General features: G+C 38.1%; 23 protein-coding genes. 12 read left to right on the top strand and 11 right to left on the bottom strand.

Annotation, left to right across the window (positions count from 1 at the left end):
• Positions 1 to 7 precede the first annotated feature (7 nt).
• On the top strand, positions 8 to 781 hold the full coding sequence (locus tag MS6x_RS14900) for a class I SAM-dependent methyltransferase (protein ID WP_482603257.1): 774 nt from the start codon (positions 8 to 10) through the stop codon (positions 779 to 781).
• Here the strand turns inward: MS6x_RS14900 and MS6x_RS14895 are convergent.
• From MS6x_RS14895 to MS6x_RS14860, 8 genes are all read right to left on the bottom strand, one after another.
• The gene (locus tag MS6x_RS14895; RefSeq protein WP_482603256.1) at positions 773 to 1,780 is read right to left on the bottom strand and encodes an FAD:protein FMN transferase; all 1,008 of its coding nucleotides are present in this window, start codon (positions 1,778 to 1,780) and stop codon (positions 773 to 775) included. The two genes, MS6x_RS14900 and MS6x_RS14895, sit on opposite strands and share 9 nt — an antisense overlap.
• Positions 1,780 to 2,145, bottom strand: a complete 366-nt coding sequence (locus MS6x_RS14890; RefSeq protein WP_482603255.1) for a Na(+)-translocating NADH-quinone reductase subunit F — start codon at positions 2,143 to 2,145, stop codon at positions 1,780 to 1,782. The genes MS6x_RS14895 and MS6x_RS14890 overlap by 1 nt, the downstream gene beginning before the upstream one ends.
• Positions 2,146 to 2,268: 123 nt before the next feature.
• Complete coding sequence (nqrF, locus tag MS6x_RS14885) at positions 2,269 to 3,576, bottom strand: NADH:ubiquinone reductase (Na(+)-transporting) subunit F (protein WP_482603254.1); 1,308 nt, start codon at positions 3,574 to 3,576, stop codon at positions 2,269 to 2,271.
• A gap of 3 nt (positions 3,577 to 3,579) precedes the next feature.
• The gene (gene nqrE, locus MS6x_RS14880; protein WP_482603253.1) at positions 3,580 to 4,338 is read right to left on the bottom strand and encodes an NADH:ubiquinone reductase (Na(+)-transporting) subunit E; all 759 of its coding nucleotides are present in this window, start codon (positions 4,336 to 4,338) and stop codon (positions 3,580 to 3,582) included.
• Between the two features lie 21 nt (positions 4,339 to 4,359).
• On the bottom strand, positions 4,360 to 5,007 hold the full coding sequence (locus tag MS6x_RS14875) for an NADH:ubiquinone reductase (Na(+)-transporting) subunit D (RefSeq protein WP_482603252.1): 648 nt from the start codon (positions 5,005 to 5,007) through the stop codon (positions 4,360 to 4,362).
• Between the two features lie 2 nt (positions 5,008 to 5,009).
• Positions 5,010 to 5,762, bottom strand: a complete 753-nt coding sequence (locus MS6x_RS14870) for a Na(+)-translocating NADH-quinone reductase subunit C (protein ID WP_482603251.1) — start codon at positions 5,760 to 5,762, stop codon at positions 5,010 to 5,012.
• Between the two features lie 2 nt (positions 5,763 to 5,764).
• The gene (locus MS6x_RS14865) at positions 5,765 to 7,051 is read right to left on the bottom strand and encodes an NADH:ubiquinone reductase (Na(+)-transporting) subunit B (protein WP_482603250.1); all 1,287 of its coding nucleotides are present in this window, start codon (positions 7,049 to 7,051) and stop codon (positions 5,765 to 5,767) included.
• Between the two features lie 3 nt (positions 7,052 to 7,054).
• Positions 7,055 to 8,407: a Na(+)-translocating NADH-quinone reductase subunit A gene (locus tag MS6x_RS14860; RefSeq protein ID WP_482603249.1), complete on the bottom strand. Its 1,353-nt coding sequence runs from the start codon at positions 8,405 to 8,407 to the stop codon at positions 7,055 to 7,057.
• Positions 8,408 to 8,557: 150 nt separating this feature from the next.
• Between MS6x_RS14860 and MS6x_RS14855 the strand changes: the two genes are divergently transcribed.
• The 5 genes from MS6x_RS14855 (at position 8,558) to MS6x_RS14835 (ending at position 13,650) form a co-directional block, all read left to right on the top strand.
• The gene (locus tag MS6x_RS14855; RefSeq protein ID WP_482603248.1) at positions 8,558 to 9,802 is read left to right on the top strand and encodes a type IX secretion system plug protein; all 1,245 of its coding nucleotides are present in this window, start codon (positions 8,558 to 8,560) and stop codon (positions 9,800 to 9,802) included.
• Positions 9,803 to 10,259: 457 nt separating this feature from the next.
• The gene (gene apaG, locus MS6x_RS14850; RefSeq protein ID WP_482603247.1) at positions 10,260 to 10,646 is read left to right on the top strand and encodes a Co2+/Mg2+ efflux protein ApaG; all 387 of its coding nucleotides are present in this window, start codon (positions 10,260 to 10,262) and stop codon (positions 10,644 to 10,646) included.
• Between the two features lie 264 nt (positions 10,647 to 10,910).
• Complete coding sequence (gene pruA / locus MS6x_RS14845) at positions 10,911 to 12,539, top strand: L-glutamate gamma-semialdehyde dehydrogenase (RefSeq protein ID WP_482603246.1); 1,629 nt, start codon at positions 10,911 to 10,913, stop codon at positions 12,537 to 12,539.
• Between the two features lie 112 nt (positions 12,540 to 12,651).
• Complete coding sequence (locus MS6x_RS14840; protein WP_482603245.1) at positions 12,652 to 13,164, top strand: DinB family protein; 513 nt, start codon at positions 12,652 to 12,654, stop codon at positions 13,162 to 13,164.
• A gap of 177 nt (positions 13,165 to 13,341) precedes the next feature.
• Complete coding sequence (locus tag MS6x_RS14835; RefSeq protein ID WP_482603244.1) at positions 13,342 to 13,650, top strand: hypothetical protein; 309 nt, start codon at positions 13,342 to 13,344, stop codon at positions 13,648 to 13,650.
• A gap of 439 nt (positions 13,651 to 14,089) precedes the next feature.
• On the opposite strand, the gene rsmG is transcribed toward MS6x_RS14835, so the two are convergent.
• Entirely contained in the window at positions 14,090 to 14,725 is a 636-nt protein-coding gene (gene rsmG / locus MS6x_RS14830; RefSeq protein WP_482603243.1) for a 16S rRNA (guanine(527)-N(7))-methyltransferase RsmG, read from the bottom strand.
• A 122-nt stretch (positions 14,726 to 14,847) separates the two neighbouring features.
• Between rsmG and MS6x_RS14825 the strand changes: the two genes are divergently transcribed.
• The 4 genes from MS6x_RS14825 to MS6x_RS14810 all read left to right on the top strand — a co-directional run bounded on the left by MS6x_RS14825 (position 14,848) and on the right by MS6x_RS14810 (position 20,759).
• Entirely contained in the window at positions 14,848 to 15,948 is a 1,101-nt protein-coding gene (locus MS6x_RS14825; RefSeq protein WP_482603242.1) for a fatty acid desaturase family protein, read from the top strand.
• A gap of 243 nt (positions 15,949 to 16,191) precedes the next feature.
• Positions 16,192 to 17,385, top strand: coding sequence for a pyridoxal phosphate-dependent aminotransferase (locus tag MS6x_RS14820; protein ID WP_482603241.1), 1,194 nt, complete (start codon positions 16,192 to 16,194; stop codon positions 17,383 to 17,385).
• Positions 17,386 to 17,643: 258 nt separating this feature from the next.
• A complete protein-coding gene (locus MS6x_RS14815) occupies positions 17,644 to 18,012 on the top strand; it encodes a hypothetical protein (RefSeq protein WP_482603240.1) in 369 nt (122 codons plus the stop codon).
• A gap of 284 nt (positions 18,013 to 18,296) precedes the next feature.
• Positions 18,297 to 20,759: a DUF5686 and carboxypeptidase regulatory-like domain-containing protein gene (locus tag MS6x_RS14810; RefSeq protein ID WP_482603239.1), complete on the top strand. Its 2,463-nt coding sequence runs from the start codon at positions 18,297 to 18,299 to the stop codon at positions 20,757 to 20,759.
• A 55-nt stretch (positions 20,760 to 20,814) separates the two neighbouring features.
• Here the strand turns inward: MS6x_RS14810 and MS6x_RS14805 are convergent, their stop codons facing one another.
• Positions 20,815 to 22,308, bottom strand: coding sequence for a TrkH family potassium uptake protein (locus tag MS6x_RS14805; protein ID WP_482603238.1), 1,494 nt, complete (start codon positions 22,306 to 22,308; stop codon positions 20,815 to 20,817).
• Position 22,309: 1 nt separating this feature from the next.
• The gene (trkA, locus tag MS6x_RS14800) at positions 22,310 to 23,659 is read right to left on the bottom strand and encodes a Trk system potassium transporter TrkA (RefSeq protein ID WP_482603237.1); all 1,350 of its coding nucleotides are present in this window, start codon (positions 23,657 to 23,659) and stop codon (positions 22,310 to 22,312) included.
• A gap of 236 nt (positions 23,660 to 23,895) precedes the next feature.
• Here trkA and ubiE point away from each other — a divergent pair, with 236 nt between their 5' ends.
• On the top strand, positions 23,896 to 24,627 hold the full coding sequence (gene ubiE / locus MS6x_RS14795) for a bifunctional demethylmenaquinone methyltransferase/2-methoxy-6-polyprenyl-1,4-benzoquinol methylase UbiE (protein WP_482603236.1): 732 nt from the start codon (positions 23,896 to 23,898) through the stop codon (positions 24,625 to 24,627).
• Positions 24,628 to 24,695: 68 nt separating this feature from the next.
• A complete protein-coding gene (gene porT / locus MS6x_RS14790; protein WP_482603235.1) occupies positions 24,696 to 25,391 on the top strand; it encodes a type IX secretion/gliding motility protein PorT/SprT in 696 nt (231 codons plus the stop codon).

Here is a 25,391-nt window from a genome sequence, read left to right as displayed (position 1 = left end):
CCATTAAATGAAGAAAATTTTTAAATTTTTTCTCAATGCTATTCCAAGACCGGTTCTCATAAAGTTTAGTTATCTCGTAAGGCCTTTGTTTGCCTTTTGGTATAAGGGATCTACCTATATTGATCCCATAGATGGTAAAAAGTTTCGTAGTCTTCTCCCCTACGGCTATGAAAACCCCAGAGAAAATGTACTATCTCCTTCAACATTGTCCCTAGAAAGACACAGATTACTTTGGTTGTTTTTAAAAACTGAAACCAACTTTTTTACCGCAAATCTAAAAGTACTTCACTTTGCACCAGAACAAGCATTTTACAGCAAGTTCAGAAAACTAAAAAATTTAGCGTACGTTACCACAGATCTTAATTCTCCGCTGGCAGATATAAAAGCAGATATCTGCAACCTTCCTTTTAAAAACAATAGCTATGATGTTATTCTCTGTAATCACGTATTAGAACACATACCGGACGATACCAAAGCCATGAAGGAATTATATCGTATTTTAAAACCCGGTGGATGGGGCATTTTTCAAGTGCCACAAGAACTAAATCGTTCAGAAACCTTTCAAGACGATAGCATTACCGACCAAAAGGAACGAGCAAGAATATTTGGGCAATACGACCACGTTCGCATATACGGACGAGACTATTTTCAAAAACTTAGAGCTATTGGATTTGAAGTGGAGGAAGTAGATTATACTAAAACACTCACATCGGAAGAAGTTAATACGTATAGATTGGCAAAAGGAGAAATTATACCATTTGTAAAGAAACGACTACTTTAAAACTATTGTCTTAAAACCTTCTGTCATAAATTCTTGAATGGCACCCGTTGGATCCGCATAAATTATATAAGCATCTAGACTGCTATCCGAGGCAATTATTTGTTTAGCGGAATCCAAATCCATGGCCATGAACGCGGTGGCATAACCATCTGCTATTGCACAATTATCTGCTAAAACCGTGACTCCTAACGTACTTGAATTTTTTGTAAAACCACTTATCGGATCAATTGTATGCACATACTTCTCGCCTGTAGTTTCATCTACCCTAAATTTTCTATAATTTCCAGATGACGCTAAAGCTCTATCATTTAAGTATATAGCAATTTTCGATTCGCGTTGAAACTCGTTTTGAGGGTTATCTATACCCACCGTCCACGACTTATTTTTAATGATATTCCTTCCCTTTCCGACTACCTCTCCTCCAATTTCTATCAAATAATTTTGGATTTTATTGGTATCCAAAAAAACTGCTACCCTATCTATGGCATAGCCCTTTGCAATGGCGTTAAAGTCAAAATATATCACTGAATCCTCTTTAGACACAGTTCCCGTGGACGTTATGGCTACTTTATCAAACCCAACGTATTGCAAAAGGCTATCAACTGTTGTACTATCCATAGCCACCTCTTCCCCTGGACCAAAACCCCATGCATTTACCAAAGTACCAACGGTTGGGTCAAAATAGCCATTCGTTTTCTTATAAATTTCCCTTGAAAGTGTGAAGACATCCTTAAACATATGATCCACCTGTAACGTAGAATCTCCCCGATTGATTTTAGATATGTCAGATTCAGGTATATAGGTGGATAAAGATTGATTTACAACCCTAAAAATGGAATCGATTTCCTGTTGATAGTCCAACGGAGCTTCGGATAAGTAAATAATACTGAAAGATGTCCCAAAAACCCCTCCAGTGGATTGATTTCGTATCACTTCATTTTTATCCCCTTTGCAGGATAACAACAAACCAAAAATCAGAAGAACCAAGCCCTGTTTCATTATTCGATTTCTATTAAACCATCGTAATCAACGATGTATTCTTCATCTAAATATACGGGCAAATTATAATCCTTGGAATTGACCAAACCTACTGGTGCATAAAATGTTCGTGCCTCAAACTTTAAGGCATGATCTCTCATTTTATGAAGATCGGAACGAAAAAACTCCATATCCTTGGGATCCCCAGGGTATTCAATACTCTTAACAACAACGAAATGTAGTTTCTTTTCCTTCGTACAAACAAACTGTGGATTCTTTTTCAACTCACTATTTACAGCTAAAAATTCGAAACCTGCTTCTTCTAGCTGCTTACCTACAATATTCATTGCCAAATTATGTAACTCTTGCTCTGTAAGGATGTGCATAGTTCTCATTATTATTTACTTGGTTTCTCTCAAAAACCACTTATTAAAAAACCGATATTATTCATATCGGTTTTTTAATAAATTCAACGTCTTATTCGAGTAATATCAGTAAGGCAAAAGCTGTTATCCTCCAAAATCATCAAAACGAATATGTTCGTCAGGTATACCGTAATCCTCACCCATTTTCTGCACCGCTTTGTTCATCAAAGGTGGGCCACAAAAATATAGTTCAATATCTTCAGGAGACTCGTGATGATCTAAATAATTATCAATCACGCAATTGTGTATGAATCCAACAAAACCATCACCAGGAGCATCTATAGACTCTTTAACTTTCCAGTTATCCTCTTCCATAGGTTCTGAGAGTGCCAAATAAAATTTAAAGTTTGGAAACTCCTCTTCTAATTTATAAAAATGATCTAAATAAAATAATTCACGTTTAGAACGACCACCGTACCAATAAGATACCTTTCTATTTGTCTTCAATGTTTTGAACAGGTGATATAAATGCGAGCGCATGGGTGCCATTCCTGCTCCACCACCTACATACAACATTTCAGAATCCGATTCATTGATAAAGAATTCCCCATAAGGTCCAGAAATTACCACATCATCACCTTCTTTTAATCCAAAAATATAGGAAGAAGCAACACCAGGGTTTACATCCATCCAACCATTTTTGGAACGATCCCAAGGTGGAGTCGCAATACGAACATTTAACATGATTTCTCTACCTTCTGCCGGGAAAGAAGCCATAGAATAAGCTCTCTCAACAGTTTCAGGATTTTTCATTACTAATGGCCAAAGATTAAACTTATCCCATTCTGCCTTAAATTTATCTGGTGTATCATGTTCTTCTGGGTGTGCCGTGATATCCATGTCTGCAAACTTAACTTCACACTCCGGAATCTCTATTTGTATATAACCCCCAGCTTTGTAACCCATATCCTCAGGAATTTCGACTACAAATTCTTTAATAAAGGAGGCAACATTATAATTACGAACTACTTTTGCCGGCCATTTTTTTATTCCGAAAACTTCTTCAGGTATGGTAATTTCCATATCCTGCTTTACTTTTACCTGGCAAGCCAATCGCGCCCCGTGACTTAATTCACGTTTCGAAAAATGCGGAGTTTCTGTAGGTAATGCCTCACCTCCTCCCGAAAGGACATGACACTCACATTGGATACATGTTCCACCGCCACCGCATGCAGAGGGTAAAAACACTTTTTGAGCACCCAAAGTCGTAAGTAAGGTGCTACCCGAAGCTACCTCTACTTTCTTTTCACCGTTTATCGTAATGGTTACTGGTCCTGAAGGAGATAATTTTTGTTTTGTAAACAACAAAACAGCAACCAAAATCATCAATAGCACCAAAAATGCCACTACTGTAATCATTATTGTTCCACCTGTACTTGTAGCTAAAATCATCCTTTACTTATTTATGTCGTTATAGGAAATCTCTTTTTCGTCCATTTCCTTTTTTAATTCTTCCGTATCTTCTACAAGTGTTTCTGCCTCTTCCAATTGCTTCGCAGCCGTATTTTCGACCGCTACAGGGGCCTCTTCGCCTCCGCCTGTTAACATACCACCAAAGCTTTGGAAACCAATACCCATTAAGCCGGTAATTATAAAGGTGATTCCCAATCCTCTTAGAGGAGCGGGAACGTTGGAATACCGAATTTTTTCACGTATGGCCGGAATAGCCAAGATAGCCAAAAACCAACCTATTCCGGAGCTCACACCGTAATTCAATGCAAGACCAAAAGTTTCTATTTCTCTGGCTTGCATGAACAATGAACCACCTAAAATCGCGCAGTTTACGGCAATCAGAGGTAAAAATATACCTAAAGAATTATAAAGTGATGGAGAAAATTTTTCAACAATGATTTCCACCAACTGTACCATGGTGGCAATAGTTGCAATGAACAGTATAAAAGACAGAAAACTTAGATTGTAATCTGCATACTCCTCACCTAACCAAACTAATGCGCCTTCTTGTAGTAAATATTTATCCAATAACCAGTTTAAGGGTACAGTAACTGCCAATACAAAAATCACAGCTGCTCCCAAACCCACTGCTGTAGCCACTTTCTTTGATACTGCCAAATAGGAACACATTCCTAGGAACACGGCAAATACCATATTGTCTATAAAAATCGATTTAAAAAAAAGTTCTATATGCTCTAACATAATTTCTTTGTATCTATTCGTTTAGTTTTCTTCTACCAATGCCGGGTTTCTTGAACGTTGTACCCATATAATGATACCGACCACGATTAATGCTGCGGGAGGTATAATCATAAAACCGTTATTTTCATAACCAGTAGCATACAATCCAGTTTTCATAATTGGGTCTCCTAATACAGGATATCCCAATAGTGTTCCTGAGCCTAATAATTCCCTAAAAAAGCCAACCAAAATAAGAATTACCCCATATCCTAAAGCATTTCCGATACCATCAAGAAAAGACTTCCAAGGACCGTTTGCCAATGCGAAAGCCTCAAAACGTCCCATGATAATACAGTTGGTAATAATTAAACCGATAAAAGCTCCTAAGGTTTTACTAAGTTCATAGGCAAATGCCTTTAAAACTTGATCTACGATAATCACCAAGGTCGCAACAACGATCAACTGAACGATAATTCTAATTTTAGAGGGAATAATATCCCGCATAAGTGAGATTACTACGTTTCCGACTCCCATTACAAAGATTACGGAAATAGCCATCACTATGGAGGCCTCTAACTCTGCGGTTATCGCTAGTGCAGAACAAATACCCAATACCTGAATGGTTATTGGATTGTTATCCGTTAACGGATCTAAAATTAGACTAGCGTCTTTTTTTGTAAGTAAGGCCATAGTTAATTAACTCTAATTGTTTCTAAATAATCTTTGTAAAGGTTAACGCTCTCTTTAATCATGACCGCAACACCGTTTCCAGTAATGGTAGCTCCCGCAAGCGCATCTACTTCATTGTCCTGTTTGTCCTTGTTCAATGGGTCATTATTCCCTTTTGCAACAGCAATACCTTCATATTTGGTGCCATCCAAGATACTTTCGCCGGTAAAATCATCCATAAAGTAGCGCATTTTGATATTTGCTCCCAATCCGGCAGTTTCACCTTTATGATCAAAATATACGCCTTGTACAGTCATGGTTTCGTCTAAAGCAATATAGCCCCAGATAGCATCCCATAAACCTTTGCCGTACATTGGAATAATATAAAAGTTCTTATTGTTTTTTTCTCCGATAAACAGTGGCAACTTATAAGGTTTACCCTTCTTTTTGTTGGCAAGCTGCTTTTTTAAATCGATTAAATAGGCCTCTTCGTTTTGGGTTGTTTTACCACCTTCGATGATTAATTGCTCTTTAATATAATTTGTAAACTCACCCCCCACTCTATCCGTAGGTATAAAATTCACACTTCCCGCATCATCCCCATTTTCATTTACACCCATAGCATAAAGAATATTCTGTTGCTTGGCGAACCGTTCGTTTTCTTTGATGTTAGGCATTAAGCTCGATGCTAAAAATGCTAAAATGGAACCGACAACTACAACCATAACGGCTGCAAAAATAACGGTATAACTATTTTTATCTGTATCTACTGCCATAACTAAACGGTTTCTGCTTTAAGTTCTTTTGCAGCACTATCCGAATCTCTTGGAAGTACAACTGCATTTTTAAGTCTTTTCATTCTTCGCTTTACATTACCTTGTATTACGTAATGGTCAATAGTTGGTGCAAATACGTTCATTAACAATATCGCCAAGAAAACACCTTCTGGATAGGCAGGATTAAATACCCGTATCATTACCGATATAAATCCTATAAAAAATCCATAAATCCATTTGCCTTTATTCGTTTGAGAGCCTGTTACTGGATCGGTGGCCATATAAACAATACCAAAAGCGAGCCCTCCTACAATCAAGTGTTTCCAAAAATCAAAGCTCATTAGGCCGTAAAACTTACTTGTTTCACCGACCCAACCCATTTCTACAACCTGATTGAACATCAATCCCATTACCAAGGAACCTATTACTGCGCTCACCATAATCCTCCAGCTTGCGATTTTACTGAAAATTAAGAACAAACCACCTAACAAACATAAGAAGGCAGAAGTCTCACCTACAGACCCCGGAATAAAACCAAAGAACATATCGGATACGCTATATTTAGCTGTCATGGCGGCCTCATTATTTTGCGCCAAGTACCCTAATATCGTTTCTCCGGAAATAGCATCTACATTATCTGCACCTGCTAAAATTTGCTCGGCACGTTCACGTGCTTCATGTACCCAAACCTTATCACCACTCATCCAAGTAGGATAGGCAAAAAATAGGAAAGCTCTAATCGTTAAGGCAGGATTAAGAATGTTCATGCCCGTACCGCCAAAAACCTCTTTCCCGATTACGACTCCAAAAACAACAGCAACTGCAAGCATCCACAATGGTGTGTCTACAGGCACAATCAACGGCACTAACATTCCTGTGACCAAATATCCTTCCTCTACCTCATGTCCCTTGATTACCGCAAAAATAAATTCTACGATGAGTCCCACTCCGTAGGATACCACCACCAATGGCAGCACTTTAATTATTCCGATCCAAAAGTTATCCCAAGTGATAAAGTGCTCTAGAACAGAAAAGTTTTCCGGAAAACCATTCAATGCCGAATAGTATTGATACCCGGCATTGAACATAGAAAATAGTAGAATTGGAACCAAGGCCATAATTACCGTGTTCATGGTTCTTTTTAAGTCGTCGGCTCCCCTAACGTGCGACCCAGAGTGGGTGGTTTCGTTTGGAGAGAATAAAAAAGTATGAAAAGCATTGAAGGCAGGCGCCATCTTTTTACCCTTATACTTCATTTTTAAGTCATGCATTGTGCTTTTTATGCTCATCTTTTATCCTATTTCTTGTTGTAATAAATCCAAACCTTCTCGTATAATCTGTTGATGCGGTTGCTTGGAAATACAAATAAATTCAGTTAACGAAAAATCTTCTGGGGCTACTTCATAAAGACCTAACTGTTCCATTTCATCCAAATCCTTTACCATACATGCTTTTAACAATTGCATTGGAAAAATATCCATAGGAAAAACCTGCTCATAATGTCCAGTTACCACGAACGCCCGGTGCTCGCCATTAGTATTTGTAGTTAAATCATATTTTTTCTTTGGTTGCATCCAAGAAAATGTAAGTGCCCTTGTGTTAGAAATTTTATTGAAAATTGGTTTATTCCAGCCAAAAAACTCATAATCATCTCCTTCCGGAATTACACTCACCGTACTATTATAAAACCCTAGACTTCCGTCTGGTTTACTTTTAGTACCGGTAAGCACATCACCATTTACAACCCGCATATTTTCTTCTGTTACACCACTTGCATATAAAAAAGTTGCAATTTCAGCGCCTATCTTGGTAACATAGTATTTTGGAGCCTTTACACACGACCCTACTAGCGCTATAGTACGTTCCGCATTAAATTTACCTGTTAACAGGAATTCGCCCATGATTACTAAATCTTGAGGCGAAATTGTCCAAACCAATTCGCCCTTATTGATAGGGTCTACTCTATTTATCTGAGTTCCTACCAATCCTGCTGGATGTGGCCCAGAAACTTTGTGTAATTCAATTCCTTTCAAAGACGCCAAAGGAGAATCACCAGATTTACCCACAGAAACATGAACCTTACCCGGTGTCAATTTTGCAAGCGCTGTAATTGCAGCCTGTAATTCGGCTTCTTTACCCTTGAGTATATAGCTTACATCAGCAGCCAAAGGTGCGGTCACATAGCCCGAAATGAAAATGGCCTTAGGAGTGGTATCCGGATCCGCAATGATATCATAAGGCCGTTGTTTGATGAATGGCCAACACCCTCCCTTTAACCAGGCCAATTTAACATCCTGTTTGCTAGCGCTATCTACGTCAATAACAGGGCTTACCGTAAAATCCTGTTCCTTGTCCGCCAAAATTTTAACCGACAGTATACGTCGTCTTGCACCACGTTCAATCTCTACCAACTCACCACTCACAGGAGATACAAAAAGCATATCCTCTATATTTTTATTATAGAATAGAGGCTCGCCAGCTTTAACTTCCGCTCCTTGCTTTACAAGCATCTTTGGAGTTACTCCGTGAAAATCATTAAGATTTATAGTGTATACATTACTAAGAACCGCTTTTGCGGTGTCCAGCTCTGCAGCACCCACTAGGTTGATATTCAACCCCTTCTTTATTTGAATGTCTTTGGACATATATGGTGACCTTAGGTTAACAAAATTTGATGCGAATTTACTACTAAATGAAAAATTTTCCCAATTATTAACTTATAATTTAGGCATTATATCGATGTTAATTTATTCGGCATCCTTTTTGTTTACCTTTGAAATAAAATTTGCTTACAAATGCGCATATTGCTTAAACATATTCTATTCTTGCTTTTTACCCAATTGGTTTTTTGTCAAGTACAAGAGGAGATAAATCCGCCTTCTAATATTAAATCCATTACGTTTAAAGGACCTACCGAAGACCAGTTTCCAATAATCCAGATTGGCGAACCAATATACCTTGAATTTGACGATCTTTTAGCTAACGAACAAGATTATTACTATAAAATTGTGCACTGCGATTACGATTGGACCCCATCTGACCTTCTTAAATCCCAATATTTAAAAGGTATGGACAACCAACGGATTATTAATTATGAAAATAGCTATAATACCTTAGAAACATATTCCAATTATCAGCTTACCATTCCGAATGAAAATGTGAGTTTAAAGGTTACGGGAAATTACGTTCTTGAGCTCTACAACAATAGCTATGAGCTTCAATTCTCTAGGCGTTTTATAGTATATAAGAATTTAGTCACGGTAGGTGGAACGGTAAAACGATCACGAGATTTTGAATATTTGAACGAGAAACAAGTGGTTCAGATTTCAATTAATTCTGGCAACTTTAGACTGGTCAACCCTAAGAAGGAAGTGAAAATAGCCTTGATACAAAACTACTATTGGCCATCTGCTCTTTACAATATTCCCCCTCAATTTACTTTAGGCAACGAACTCGTATACAAATACGATCAGGAAACGTCATTTTTTGGCGGAAACGAATACCTTCTTTTTGATACCAGCGACCTAAGAGCCCCAAGCTCACAAATTAGCAAAATAGACCTGTTAGATATATACAATCACTATTTGTTTTCAGATGATTTTAGATACAACGAACCCTATACTTATTTTCCTGACGTGAACGGAGACTACAGGATCCGCACCCTACAAGGCGACGACAATTCTAGAGAGGCAGAATACACCAATGTGCATTTTAGCCTTCCCTACACAGATGTATTGGCGTTGGACGATGTACATATTTTTGGCAAGTACAACAACTACGCCTTAACAGATGAAAATAAAATGACCTATAATGAGGACAACGGTATGATGGAAGCAACCATGAAACTTAAACAGGGATTTTACAACTACAAATATGTTATCAAAGGCGAAAATAATTCCATAAGACTGAATGATGTTGGAGGGAATTTTCACTTTACGGAGAATAATTATTTGATACTTGTTTATTATAGAGATTTTGGAGATATCTATGATAGCATTATTGGCGTAGGATCTGCAAATTCGCGCACCATTACAAATTAGCAACCCAAGGCTTCTATCAATGCCACTTTTACCGTATATAAGGTTCTAATCGGTTTCACAAAAAGAACTGCATTTCTCTACAATAGCATTTCTATCCAAGCTTTATTTTACAGACTTTTTTGTTCTTTCGGCGTTCTAAATATCTAATTGGCCGGGCTATATCAGAAAAAAACATACGTATACCGATCATTTATTCATTAGCTTTCCTAATCAGTTTTTGTTGTTTACCTTGCTTAAGATTAGCTGTTTGAACTTTTGATTTTTAGATCAAAAGATAATAGATTATTTCTATTGCTTTTTGTTTTTATCTCTTCAAGGTTATGCATAGTTATTATGGCCCGGTAAGAATTTAAACTATTGTTAAATGAGCTATTCTTAACATAGTTTTCAGTATTTTAGCATGGATTGGTTTTTTCTGCGTTGAGCCAATCGTATTTTGATGTAAGAGGACAAACTTATGACAACACAAGTAACAAAAGGAATAAAAATATCGGTCAATACGAACTTTGAAGGCACATTCTTCAAAAATTACAAGATGCACTATGCTTTTGGATATACCATTACAATAGAAAACCAAAGTAAGGATATTGTGCAATTAACTTCCCGTCATTGGAGGATATACGATTCTTTAAATGAAGTGGAAACATTGGATGGCGAAGGAGTTATTGGCAAAAAGCCCGTTATTAATCCAAGGGAATCGCATACCTATAATTCCGGATGCCTGTTAACCTCTCCCATAGGAGCAATGAAGGGCCATTACAATATGTTTAATTTTTCTACCAATGAAAAGTTTAGGGTTTACATCCCTACTTTTAAGTTTAGCGCGCCATTTGCATTAAACTAAAGCGAAATTTTGTTCTAAATCCTTACCCAACACAAAAATCGTGATTCAAACTACTATTCATATTAGCTTGTTTACAAGCGAAATTTCACGAAACCCGTACATGCTTTGAGTTACCCTTGCACAAAGCGCTAAAAACTAAATAGCCTCAATCGCTTTAAAAATTATTTACCTTTGAATAGAGAGTCTTTCGGCTTCCTTTCCTCTTTTAATTCTCAGATACTAGGCTTACCTTTGTTTAATAATTCAATTTTTAAAATTCTTACAATGGGTAAAGGTTTTTTTCAAGTTCCAACAGCATTTAACGAACCAATAAACAGCTTTGCTCCTGGTAGCCCAGAGAGAGAGGCAGTTCTAAAGCAATATGAAGAATATTTTAACGGTACCGTAGATGTACCCATGTACATTGGATCCGAGGAAGTTCGAACCGGCAACACGAAACCAATGTCCCCTCCTCATGACCATAAACATACGGTTGGCAGCTATCATATTGCCGAAAAGAAACATGTAAGCCAAGCTATTAAAAACTGCTTGGATTCACGAGAGGCTTGGGCCAACCTTACCTGGGAGCAGCGTGCAGCTATATTTATGAAAGCGGCGGAGCTACTTGCCGGCCCTTACAGAGCCAAAATAAATGCAGCTACGATGATAGCACAATCCAAAACCGTTCATCAAGCAGAAATAGATGCTGCCTGTGAGTTTATAGATTTTCTGCGATTTAACGTAGAATATATGACCCAGATTTACGAAGAACAACCAGACTCTGCCGAAGGGATTTGGAACCGAGTAGAATATAGACCTTTGGAAGGTTTTGTTTACGCTATCACTCCGTTCAATTTTACGGCCATTGCCGGAAATCTTCCTGCAAGCGCAGCTATGATGGGAAATGTTGTCGTTTGGAAACCTAGCGATAGTCAAATCTTCTCTGCTAAAGTAATCGTTGATGTATTTAAGGAAGCTGGCCTACCAGATGGTGTTATTAACGTTGTTTATGGGGACCCCGTAATGATTACGGACACCGTGCTCTCTAGTCCAGATTTCGCCGGATTACACTTCACTGGTTCTACACACGTATTCAAAGAATTATGGAAACAAATAGGAAACAACATCCATACCTATAAAACGTATCCGAAAATCGTAGGCGAAACGGGAGGGAAAGACTTTATCATAGCGCACTCATCTGCCAAACCTGCCCAAGTAGCCACTGCTATCGTTCGTGGTGCTTTTGAGTTCCAAGGACAAAAATGTAGTGCAGCATCCAGAGTCTACCTGCCAAAATCGACGTCATCAGAAATCTTGGACCTCGTTAAAAAAGATATTTCCTCCTTCAACACACCAGGGAGTCCGGCAGATTTATCAAACTTCATAACTGCGGTCATACATGAAGGATCTTTTGACAAGTTAGCTAGCTATATAGACCAAGCTAAAAAAGATGGAAATGCCGAAGTTATAGCAGGAGGAAACTATGACAAATCAAAAGGATATTTTATAGAACCAACAGTAATACTTACCACAGATCCTAAGTATACTACTATGGAAACGGAGCTTTTTGGACCAGTGGTAACTATTTATGTTTATGAGGATAAGGATTGGAGAAAGACCCTAAAGCTTGTAGATTCCACATCAGAATATGCTTTAACAGGAGCGGTACTTTCTAAAGATAGGTATGCTATCGACGAAGCTACAAAGGCCCTGCAAAACTGTGCCGGAAACTTTTATATTAATGACAAGCCTACAGGGGCCGTAGTCGGACAACAACCATTTGGAGGAGCAAGAGCCTCAGGAACGAACGATAAAGCAGGTTCTGCCCAGAACTTATTGCGCTGGGTATCGCCAAGGCTTATTAAAGAAACGTTTGTAACGCCAGAGGATTACAGGTATCCCTTCTTAGGATAACTATCTAATCACAAATTCACTACAACGAAGCGTTGTGGCGATAATTATAACTACATTTAAAGGTTCTTATGGATAAACCATGAGAACCTTTTCACTTTAAAAAGCATGCAAAATGAGAAAAACAATAACAGCGTTCCTATTTTTGGCTACGGCCCTAAGTTATGGACAGGACAATCTTGCGCAAGCAACCATACAAGCTGTTCTAACAGGAAATCAAGCACAAGTTGTTCAATTGGCCGAAGCATTTTCGGAGGAGCAATACGACTGGAGGCCTAGCGAAGGGGTAAGCTCCGTTGGAGAGGCACTTTTACACGTGGCAGGGGCAAATTATTATTTGGCCTCCAAAATGGGGTTTGCGCCACCTGCGGATGTAGACATGATGTCCCTTGGCAAGATTACTGGAAAAGAAAATATAATTGCCGCTTTAAAGAAGAGCAATAAGTTTGCCTTAGAGACTATTGTGAAGGTAGAGAGCGCGCAACTTACCGACGAGGTAGATTTTGGATTTGCCAAAATGAATAAACTAGGTGGACTTTTGGCGATGATGGAACATAATGGCGAACATAAAGGACAACTTATAGCCTACGCAAGATCAAACGGTGTTGTGCCGCCTTGGAGCGAATAAAATGACATTGAGAATTATTAGAAAGGTGCATTTTGCACCTTTCTGCGTTAAATTGTTTTAACAACTCCAAAAAGCAACCTTCTTAAGAAGTCTGTATCCTTACTACCTATGGTAGTGATGAGAAAAATAGTTTTGCTTATTTGTTTATGTAGCTTTCATTGTTGTGATGACGACACTATGAATGTTCCTATAGTCGCGGCCTGCGGTGTGGATAACCCTATAGAAGAGCTACCTTGGCTGCGTACTTTGGTAGACGAAATAAACCAAAATGAAAGCGATGTCGCACCCCTCTTTTTTATCGAAATAGCGGAATACAATGGCGAAACCATCTTTATATCCAACAATTGCTGCGCTATTTGCGGTACCGTTGTTCCTATTTACAATTGTGAAGGCGAATTTTTGTCGTTCTTAAATGACCAAATAAAAGTAGCGGATATTCCAAACACCAGAGTTATCTTTAAACGCGACGACTTCTCCTGCCAATAAGTATGTGCTGTACTTTAAATTGGAGTCAACAGTATAAGGAGATTGGTCCGAAGTAACCACGAAGATGTAAGTCAAAAACATGTAAAGGCTCAAGCAAACCTAAAGTTCAAATGCAATTGCGATATGAACGAACCGACCAAAGTTTAAGCCTGAAACTTTACTGCCAATATTATTAGAATCTACTAAGAATAGTATCATTGGCTATGCATCCCAAACAGTTGAATAACAAGGGGGTTTATTCAATTATGCAAAAACGTTATACTTTCAAAGTAAATTGAACGTAAATTAATATATACTAAAATGTCTTGTATTGGTCACAAGAAAAAAAAACAGCCCGCACAACAATGACCTGTCTTGCCTGCAAATCCATTACTGAAACAAGATTCGTACCTACGCTAGAAAGTACCGAAAATCATATTACACCTTGTTAAGCTTGTAGTTAACCTTTGTACTTTAGGGGCAAATAAACAACGCTCTTCGTATCATAAAAATCCTCGGTAAAATGGTCTGACAACTTGAATATTTCTGCCGTTCGGTAGTCTTTTAGCTCTTCACTCAAGTCCCCATCTTTTAAATACAGTATACCGTTTCGCCGTTCGTGAATGGATTCTTTTTTAATCTTCGCTTTTACCCAATGCGTAAATGTTGGCATAGCTGCGACCGCTCTACTGACAATGAAATCAAATTTACCCGGTATCTCCTCTACTCGCGCGTTGATCGTTTTTACATTCGTCAATTCTAAACCCTGCACTACGTCATCTACTACCTTGATCTTCTTACCAATAGAATCGACAAGGGTAAAGTGAACCTTAGGAAATAGAATAGCCAAAGGAACACCAGGAAATCCTCCACCAGTTCCCACATCAAGTATTTCAGCACCATCATTAAACTCCTGAATTTTAGCAATGCCAAGTGAATGAAGCACATGCCTTAAATAGAGTTCGTCTATATCTTTTCTAGATACGACATTAATTTTCTGGTTCCAATCTTTATATAACTCTTCTAGGAGAAGAAATTGTGACTGTTGTTCTTTTGATAAATTGGGAAAATATTCAAATAGCCTTTGAGTTGTCATTCGTATCTTTGTAAAAAAACTAAATTTAGTATATTGCTATTGCAAAGATTCCGTTTTTAATTTAAGGTATCAAACTATTCGGAAATCAATTACGTTATATTTAAAGAAAAAGATTAATATCCATGGAGAAGAAAACCATTAGGTTCCCCCGTAAAGACCCTGCACAATTTTTTAAGACCTTGAACGGGAGAGTGAACGACTATTTTAAAAAGAATGATTTAAAAAAGACTGGGAACTGGAGATTGCATGTAAAAACCGTTATTATGTTCTCTTTGTTCCTAGCACCGTATTTTCTTATTTTAACCTTAGGCCTTCCAAATTGGGCAAACTTGCTACTCACCATAGTAATGGGCATTGGCATGGCTGGTGTTGGTATGAATGTAATGCATGACGGTAACCACGGCGCCTATTCCAAGAAAAAATGGGTAAACAAATTCATGGGAGGTAGCATCTATATTCTTGCAGGTAATGTTTACAATTGGCAGGTGCAGCATAATGTGCTGCATCACACCTATACTAACATCCACGAGCATGATGAAGATATGGAAGCAGGCAGAATATTACGCTTCTCCAAACATACGGAATGGAAAAAACATCATAAGTTTCAACATTTTTATTCTGTTCTTCTTTACGGATTACTAACGTTCAACTGGGCCATTACCACAGATTTTCAGCAGATGTATCGCTACATGAAGAGGAAATTGTCTTATGGTAAATTACCTAGTGCAGCTACCAACTGGACGACCTTACTTATTACTAAAACCTTATATGTGATGATTTGGATCGTAGTTCCAATGCTATTTTTAGATATTGCATGGTATAAAATTTTATTAGGCTTCTTTATAATGCATTATGTTGCCGGTGTAATTTTGAGTGTGGTATTCCAATTGGCACATATTGTTGACGAAGCGGATACACCTTTACCTGATGAAAGCGGAACTATGAAAAACACATGGGCCATTCATCAATTATTTACAACGGTAAACTTTGGAACAAAGAACAAAGTCGTTAATTGGTTTACAGGTGGACTGAACCATCAAGTAGAACACCATATTTTTCCAAATATCAGCCATGTTCATTATACAAAGATTTCGAAAATTGTTAAAGAAACGGCCAAGGAATTTAACCTTCCTTATCATGAGTATAGAACAACAAGAAAAGCCATTATTTCTCACTTTACACACTTAAAGGAACTAGGTAAGCAGCCTGCTATACAAGCATAGGTTATCATCAATATTTTATTTGAATAGCCCGAGAAAAGTTGTAAAAAACTTTTCTCGGGCTATTCATTTTAACACTATTCACAAACTAGATGCAAATAGTTAACAATCAATTTGCTTTTCCGGCACCAAAGAATTCCAAATGTTTTAATTTTGTTTTGTATTTAAGCAATCACGGACTATAATTTCTGTTGGACCGAAATAATTACGGCACAGTTACAGGGATGAAAATAAAAATATATTCTTATGAGCAATCAATTATCGGATAAGATTAACAGTGTAACACCTTCCGCAACACTAGAAATGGCTGCAAAAGCCCGTGAATTAAGAGCAGCCGGGAAAGATATTATTGGCTTAAGCCTTGGCGAACCCGATTTCAATACCCCAGATTACATTAAAGAGGCAGCCATCCAAGCTGTAACCGACGATTACAACTCCTATACTCCCGTTGATGGCTATGTTGAGCTGAAAACTGCTATCATCACCAAATTTAAGCGTGATAACGGACTACAATACGAAGCGCCTCAAATCGTAGTTTCTACCGGTGCAAAACAATCATTATACAATGTTGCTCAAGTAATTTTAAATAAAGGTGACGAAGTTATTTTACCCTGTCCTTACTGGGTAAGCTATGCTGATATCGTCAAGTTGGCAGATGGCATACCTGTTGAGGTTTCTACTACGTTGGAAAACGATTTTAAAATGACTCCCGAACAATTGGAAGCTGCTATCACCCCTAAAACTAAAATGCTCTGGTACAGTTCGCCCTGCAACCCTAGCGGCTCAATCTACAGCAAAGAGGAATTACGTGGTCTAGCGGATGTGCTACAGAAATATCCGCAAATAATTGTAGTTAGTGATGAGATTTATGAGCATATCAATTACGGTGTTACTGCACATGCATCCATGGCCGAGTTTGCTGATATGTACGATCGTACCGTTACCGTAAATGGAGTAGCAAAAGCATTTGCCATGACCGGATGGCGTATTGGCTATATTGGGGCTCCAACCTATATCGCAAGAGCATGTAATAAATTACAGGGACAAGTGACCAGCGGAGCAAACTGTATTGCCCAACGTGCGGTCATTACAGCTCTTACCGAATCACCTACCCGTATTAAATTTATGGTTGATGAATTTAGAGCTCGAAGAAAATTGATACTAGAACTTTTGAACAACATAGACGGATTTACTTGCAACGAACCAGAAGGTGCTTTTTATGTTTTCCCGGATGTTACGGCTTATTTTGGAAAAACCTTAAAAGGAAGTACTATCAATAACGCATCTGACTTTGCTATGTATTTGTTGGAACATGCCAATGTAGCAACCGTTACAGGAGATGCTTTTGGGAATGGGAATTGTATTCGTATTTCCTACGCTGCTTCGGAAAAGGAAATACGAGAAGCGGTTTCCAGAATAAAAGCGGCACTGTTGGGCTAACATTCAATTTTATTTACGATATTCTAAAGACCTCTATTCTATTACGGAGGTCTTTTTTTGGCGTATTGTAGGGTATTTTTAAACAGCTACAATCACTATGGGTGCTAACTAAAATAGTTGGTTCCTTAGATATAATAGGCATACTATTTGATACTAATATGGCAGTTATTCCGTGGTCTAGAAATATATCATACAGTTTAATTGAGCCATACCGATAAACATGTGGCATACCAAAATATTTCATTTAATCGAGCTCCTATGAAAACAATTATTTTAATGCTTTTACTGGTTCCAATGATTACTTCGTCACAACTGAAAGTTGACTATCAAAATATTCCTCCAATAGAGGGAAGATATGGTAGCTACTTAACTAAAAACGGAAGTGTTATTTCCCTTGGGGATTCTCTTACCATTGGAGTACCTACTGGGCCTTATGGATTTAGGTTTATCGCTTCGGGCAAGTTTGATGCTGACAATGTTATTGCGGGAAGAACCGTTAAGGTAGCGCGAATCAGAACATTTAAAAGAAATAGACTTAGAAATAAGGTGTTTTTAGAATTCAAATCCTACGGAATATTAGCTCCTTTCGGATCGATTATGAGATGGCTTTACAATCTGGGGAGCTAGAGGCTCCAGAACAATAAAAACCCGGTAAACGCAACTACCCCTTGTCTTTTTTTGTTACAACTTCAACAGCATTATCGAAGTATTTGCCCATACTGCTATTATAATTCTCTTATTGGTCTTCATTTATCTTCAATTCAAGCATCAATCCTGACAATAAATACAAAAAAAACTACAATTCAGGAAGTATTATTCATCAGAGGAAATTGCTCTTTTCTATATTTATAAAGCAAAAGAAGACAAGTTTTCTATTCTATGTGCTTTTGTTTAATTTATTACATCTGATAATGCCCAATAAATATCTGATACTTCTATTACTAATCTGTTGCAAGCATTATAGTAGCGCTCAAATATTAGGGCTAGTGGTTGACAAAAACAACGAACCGCTACCCTTTGTAAACATCTATATAGAAGAAACGCTCACCGGTACGACAACCAACGCAAATGGGGAATACCAATTAAATGTTCCTACAAACGGCAAACAGGTAATCGTTTTTAAATATTTAGGCTATAAAACCGAGAAAAAAACAATCACAGTAGATGGTAGCGATTACGAACTGAACATCACCATGACCGAAGAAGGGCTAAACTTGAACGAGGTCGAAATTGTAGCGAACAGCAATCCAGCAAATGCCATTATTAGAAAAGCCATTGCCAAAAGGGAGAATCTACGAGAAAAAATACTAAACTATACGGTGAATTTCTACTCCAAGGGCCTTATAAAAATCAAAAATGCCCCTGAACGTATCCTTGGCCAAGAATTGGGAGATTTGGGTGGAGGGCTGGATTCTACACGAACAGGGATCCTATATCTATCCGAAACAATATCTAAAGTGGCTCGCAGTAAAGGAAAATTCAAGGAAAAAATTGTGGCGTCCAAAGTAAGCGGGGATGATAACGGCTTTAGTTTCAATGCCGCATTGGACATCAATTTTTCCTTTTATGAAAATTTAGTAGAGCTCGGTGGTCAACTGGTGTCACCCATTGCTGAAAATGCATTTTCCTATTACACCTATACATTAAAGGGCACCTTTCACGACGAAGGCAATAGACTTATCAATCAAATCGAAGTACGATCAAAACGAACCGAGGACAAAACCTTTAACGGAACCATTTATATTATAGAGGACGAGTGGGCCTTGTACGCAGTAGACCTCAAAGTTACAGGAAAACAGGCTCAAATTATACCTGTAGATACCTTCAACATAAAGCAGAGTTTCAACTATTCCAAAAAGCACGAGACTTGGTTAAAAGTGTTGCAAAATTTTGATTTTGACTACAGTATTTTTGGTTTCAAGGGAGCTGGCAGATTTACGGCCGCTTATAAGGAGTACGACTTGAAACCCAATTTTGTTCGAGGAGACTTTGGTCCGGAAATCTTGGGATTCGAAAAGAACGCAAATAAAAAAGATAGTATTTTTTGGGAGGATAGAAGACCTGTTCCCTTAACCCTGGAAGAATCTGTAGACTATGAACTAAAAGATAGCTTACAGATCATTCGTAAGACACAAAAGTATCTAGACTCGGTAGATGCCAAAAAAAATAAATTCAAACCTTCGTCCCTACTTTTTGGCTACAGCCATGACAATACGTTTAAAGAAAAATACTATACACTAAGAGCCCCTATTGAAAATCTTGCGTTCAACACCGTACAAGGGTGGCACGGGTCATTTGGATTCAACTATTTAAAATTGGATAAGGAAGAGGGTACCGCTTTTCAATTTAATACCTCCCTAAACTATGGCCTATCTGATAAAAGAGTGCGACCTACTGCAGGACTCTACTACCGTTTTAACAGATTTTCCAGACCCATCTTGCGATTAAAAATAGGCAACGAAGCCAGACAGTTCAATAACGAAGAACCCATAACGCCCATAGGAAATAGCATCACATCGCTGTTTTTTGAAAGTAACTTTGCAAAATTTTATGACCTTACCTTTTTAGAATTTTCACACGCCCAAGAAATCATTAATGGCATACAGACCAACCTAAGCCTAGGTTTTGAGGATAGAAAACCACTCTTTAATACCACCGGTTTTACATATTTTAATGAAGCCAACAACCAGTTCACCTCTAATAATCCATTGGAACCCGAAAATATCAATACTGCTGCTATCGACGACCATACCATCATTAAATTGGGGGTAGATGTGAGGATTAGGTTCGGACAACAATACCTCAATTATCCTGATGAAAAATTCAACGTTCAAAGCGACTTGTATCCATCACTATTCCTAAGTTACGAAAAAGGGTTCGCCTCTAGCTCAGTTGACAATCATTACGATCAGTTTAAAGTACGCCTAACCCAATCTTTTGATATTGCCCATAAAGGCCAATTTGCCTATAATATGCGTGCAGGTACATTTGTTGATTCAAGAGATATATCCTTTGTAGATTACCAACATTTCAACGGCAACCAATCCTATGTAACCCGCAAGGATTACATGGAGTCGTTTTTCCTCCTGCCCTATTACACTTTTAGCACAAACCAAGATTACCTAGAAGGTCATTTAGAGCATAACTTCAATGGTTTTATAATGAATCGAATACCGCTCTTAAAAAAACTGAACGCTCATCTTATAGTATCCGGCAAATTTCTGGCTACAAGCAATAACCGACCTTACTCCGAATTTGGAGTTGCTTTAGGAAATTTAGGCATTAAAAAGTTCAGATTTCTTAGAGTAGGATATGCACAAAGTTATTTTAATAATACTGTGGAAAGAGGGCTCAATATTGGCTTGGCCTTTTAGTCATTGTACAATTAGCGACTTAACATACAAGTTAATTCGGCTATTTGTATATTCTCTAGGTACGTTTCCAAAAATAAGGGGTCAACAAAATAAGAACGGTAAAAAGTTCTAGTCGTCCTGCGAGCATTAAGAATCCGCACCACCATTTGGCCAAATCTGGTAAACTATTAAAATTACTTACAGGATTTAAACTACCCAATGCCGGACCCACATTTCCCAAAGACGAGGCGGCACCACCAATGGCAGATTCAAAGTCGAGACCCAAAAAACCAAGTACCATTGCCCCAATTATAAAAAGAAGCATATATAACGCAAAGAAACCGACGATATTAAAAACAATATTCTCTTTAACGGTTTTGTTGTTATAACGCACTGGTATTACCGCATTGGTGTGCAAGGTGCGCTTAAACTCCAATACTCCATTTTTGATAATCAGCACGTGTCGCATCACTTTTATTCCACCAGAAGTAGACCCTGCAGACCCTCCTATAAAGAAAAGGCCAAAAAAGAATATGGTTAAAAATGGTGTCCACTGCGTAAAATCCGCACTTACAAAACCCGTAGTCGTTACCACAGCGACCACCTGAAACAGTGCATGCCTAAATGAACTTTCTAATTGTCCAAGAACCATTGGATAACCTGGTGTCAATTCGCTAATATTTGCCCTAAAGTAAATTACTAGGCCAGTCATGACCGTTGCAGCTATGATAAACAATAAATAAAATCTGAATTCTTCATCTTTCAACACTTTTTGTACTTTTCCTTTAAAAGCAAAATAACTTAACACAAAATTGGTTCCGGCCAAAAACATAAAAACAATGATAATATACTGTATCAAGGGCTGATCGTTCCAATGGGCAACACTGGCGTTTTTAGTAGAAAAACCACCGGTAGACAAAGTGGCCAGCGCATGGTTTACAGCATCAAAAAAAGACATTCCCGCCAACTTTAATAAGAAAGTCTCGGCTACCGTATAACCCACGTAAATTAACCATAATCGCTTAGCGGTATCGGTAATCCTTGGGTGTAATTTGTCTGCACTAGGTCCTGGTGCTTCTGCGGTAAACAATTGCATACCACCAATACCTAATAAGGGCAGAATAGCAATCGCCAAGACAATAATTCCCATACCTCCGATCCAATGGGTAAGGCTTCTCCAAAACAAAATACCCTCCGGCATCGACTCTATATCGTCCATTATAGAAGCTCCGGTAGTAGTGTAACCGGAAATTGTTTCAAAAAACGCGTTGGTAACGTCGGGAATAGCTCCGGAGAATATATAAGGCAGCATTCCTGAAATAGACATCACGATCCAACCAAAAGTCACGATAATATACCCTTCTTTTTTCTTGACCTCTTTGCGGTGCCCACGCGTATAGTACATAGCAAAAACACCAGCAAACATTGTAGAAATTGAAGCTAAGGAAATACTTAGTGCGGCTCCGTCCTTGTACAAGGCACTAACGACCGCAGCGATAAGCATAAAACCACCGTTGCACAGTAGCAAAAGGCCCATGATATGAAAAATAATCCTTGAGTTTAGGCGCATTTTAAAGGAACATTCGTTCTATTTTAGCTATTTCTTCAGGGAGGCAACAAACCACGACCCTATCTCCTGCCTTAATTTCAAAACCACCAAGGGCAATAATTCCTTCGCCATCACGAACCACACCGCCAATAGTAGCGGACTTAGGAAAGTTAATATCCCTAATAACAGCACCGGTAACACGAGAGTCCTTTTTCACGATAAACTCCAATATCTCGGCATTTAGATTATTTAATCGCATCATCTCAACAACTTCGCCTCTTCTAACATGTCTAAAAATATTATTTGCCGCTAATAATTTTTTGTTGATCAAAGTGTCTATGCCTATGGAATGGGATAACTGAAAATAGTCCATGTTCTCTACCAATGCGATTGTCTTTTTAATGTGCTTGGACTTAGCGACCAAACAGGACATGATATTCGTCTCTGAGTTTCCCGTAACGGCAATAAATGCATCCATTGATTCTAGACTCTCCTCTTCTAAAAGCTCAACATTTCTTCCATCTCCGTTAATAACCAATGCATTAGGTAAATCATCTGCTAAATCGAATGCTTTTTCCTTATTCTTCTCTATAAGTTTAACATTGAACTTATTGTTACAAAGATCCCTAGCAGTTTTGTAGCCTACCTTACTACCTCCCAAAATCATTACATTCTTTATCTCTTCTTTTTTCTTTCCGGTGAGTTTATAAAGCTCATCAACACCTTCTTTTACCGTTATAAAATGTACCTGATCTCCTTCCTTAAAAACGGTATCCCCTCTCGGGATAACGGTGTATTGTGTTCCCATTCGCTGCAAAGCAATAGGCATAAAGTGAAGTTCGGAAAAAATAGTAGCTGCCTCTTTGACCATCTTGCCCACGAAAGGCGCGGATTTTGGCAAGGAAACCCCTACCATAATTAATTTACCATCATCGAACTCAAACGTATCGTTAAAGGCAGATTTGTTCAATAAAAGTTGAATTTCGGCCGCGGCCAACTCCTCGGGCGAAATCAACTCATCGATCCCCAATTCAGAGAATTTGAGCAACTCTTTGTTGTCCACAAACTCGGTATTGGAAATCCTAGCAATTGTTTGCTTGCACCCCAATTGCTTTGCCAACATACATAGCGTAATATTGGTCGTTTCAGAGGAGGTTACCCCAATGACCAAATCGGAGTCTTCTACTCGCGCATCCCTTAGTACAGCAATAGACGTTGCATCACCCTTTAAAACTCGTATATCCAAATGATTATCTGCATATGCAAGACTCTCCTTGTGTGTATCTATCAACGTGATGTTCTGCGATTCGTAGGAAAGTAGTTTAGCTAAATGAAATCCTACTTCACCTGCACCTGCAATTATAATCTTCATTTAAGTTCTTCGATTACCTATTTGTAGTTTGTCTTGAACGTTCTATCGTCAACATTATTTCCATGTTACGCACAGTGTTCAATGTACTAGGCTCATATTATCGTGCAAAATTACATAATTTTATTAGGTTAGCATTTATTTTAGCTTTTTTAACCTACAGCTGCTTCATGGTGTTAAACTAGGAATTTACCAGCGTCTATTTTACTAAATCGTATCTTTGCAAAAAAACTATTGTTATGCCCGAAAAGGTTACCCCATATAAAGATTCTAATCTTGGCAAAAAAGAACAGGTCACCAAAATGTTCGACACTATTTCAAAAGACTATGATGGGTTAAACCGTGTTATTTCCTTTGGAATAGATATTAAATGGAGAAAAAGAGTAGTGGCGTTACTTAAAAGAGAAGCACCTGAAACGATATTGGATATCGCTACGGGCACAGGTGATCTCGCTATTGCCTTGGTAAAAACCGGTGCCAAAAAAATAGTGGGTCTAGATATTTCTCCTGGTATGTTGGAGGTAGGCAAAGATAAAATCAAACACAAAAACTTAGATAGCACTATAGAAATGGTGGTGGGCGATAGCGAAAAGCTATCTTTTGCAACCAACTCATTTGACGCGGTAACAGTATCTTTTGGCGTACGAAACTTTGAAACCTTAGAAACCGGACTTTCAGAAATTCTACGTGTACTAAAACCAAAAGGGTCTTTAGTAATCCTTGAAACTTCGGTACCTACAAAAACACCCTTTAAACAAGGCTATCATATTTACACAAAATACATACTACCGCGTATAGGCAAGTTATTCTCAAAAGATAATTCTGCTTATGGATATTTAAGCGAATCTGCCGCCGTTTTTCCTCATGGTGAAATCTTCAACAATATTTTGCGTAAAATTGGGTTTATAGAAGTAACCAATAAGCCTCAAACATTTGGGGTGGCATCGATATATGTTGCTAAAAAAGCGTAGGCGTTTCGCCAAACAAATACGCTAAATTTTAGCCATTACCCATGTAGGTTTTTAGTAATTAGGCGTAGATGAAGAAATGGATTTTAATAGGTATTGTAGTATTGTTTACCGATCAATGGACCAATGCCCAATTTAACGAAAGGCCTGTTCTTAACAAGGAGAACGAGGACAAGAAATTTCTAAACTATGGTTATTTCTTAGGATTTAATCAATATGATTTCAAATTTGATTATAAAGATAACGAGCGAGATATTCTCACCACTAAAACCTTTGGGTTTAATGTAGGCCTTATTGGCGAAATGCGATTAAACGAATTCTTGGATCTAAGACTAGAACCCGGTTTACACTATACAGCTAGAACTATTGGATTTCCTGGTTTTGATGAAGAGCGAGATGCACTAAGAGAAGTAAAATCCACATACATTAACTTCCCTCTCCTGCTCAAAGCAAGTACAAGAAGAATAGGAAATTGGAAGCCGTTTATTATTGGAGGTGGCTCCATGTCATTAAATTTAGGAAGCAACGAGGATAGCTTAGACGATAACTCTGCAGGTACCTTTCGTATGACAAAGTGGGTCTATAATTATGAACTGGGATTTGGAATTGACTTTTACTTAGAATATTTTAAGTTTAGCCCATCCATTCGCGGTGTGTTTGCGTTAACAGATGAACTGGTTCGAGACAACGACCCTAACAGCCCTTGGACCGGAAATATTGATGCCATGAGAACGCGGGGTATTTTCGTGAATTTCACCTTTGAATAA

The sequence above is a fragment of the Maribacter sp. MS6 genome (assembly GCF_056839185.1).
Note: the sequence above shows the minus strand (reverse complement) of the source record. Positions and strands in the feature narration are given on the sequence as shown.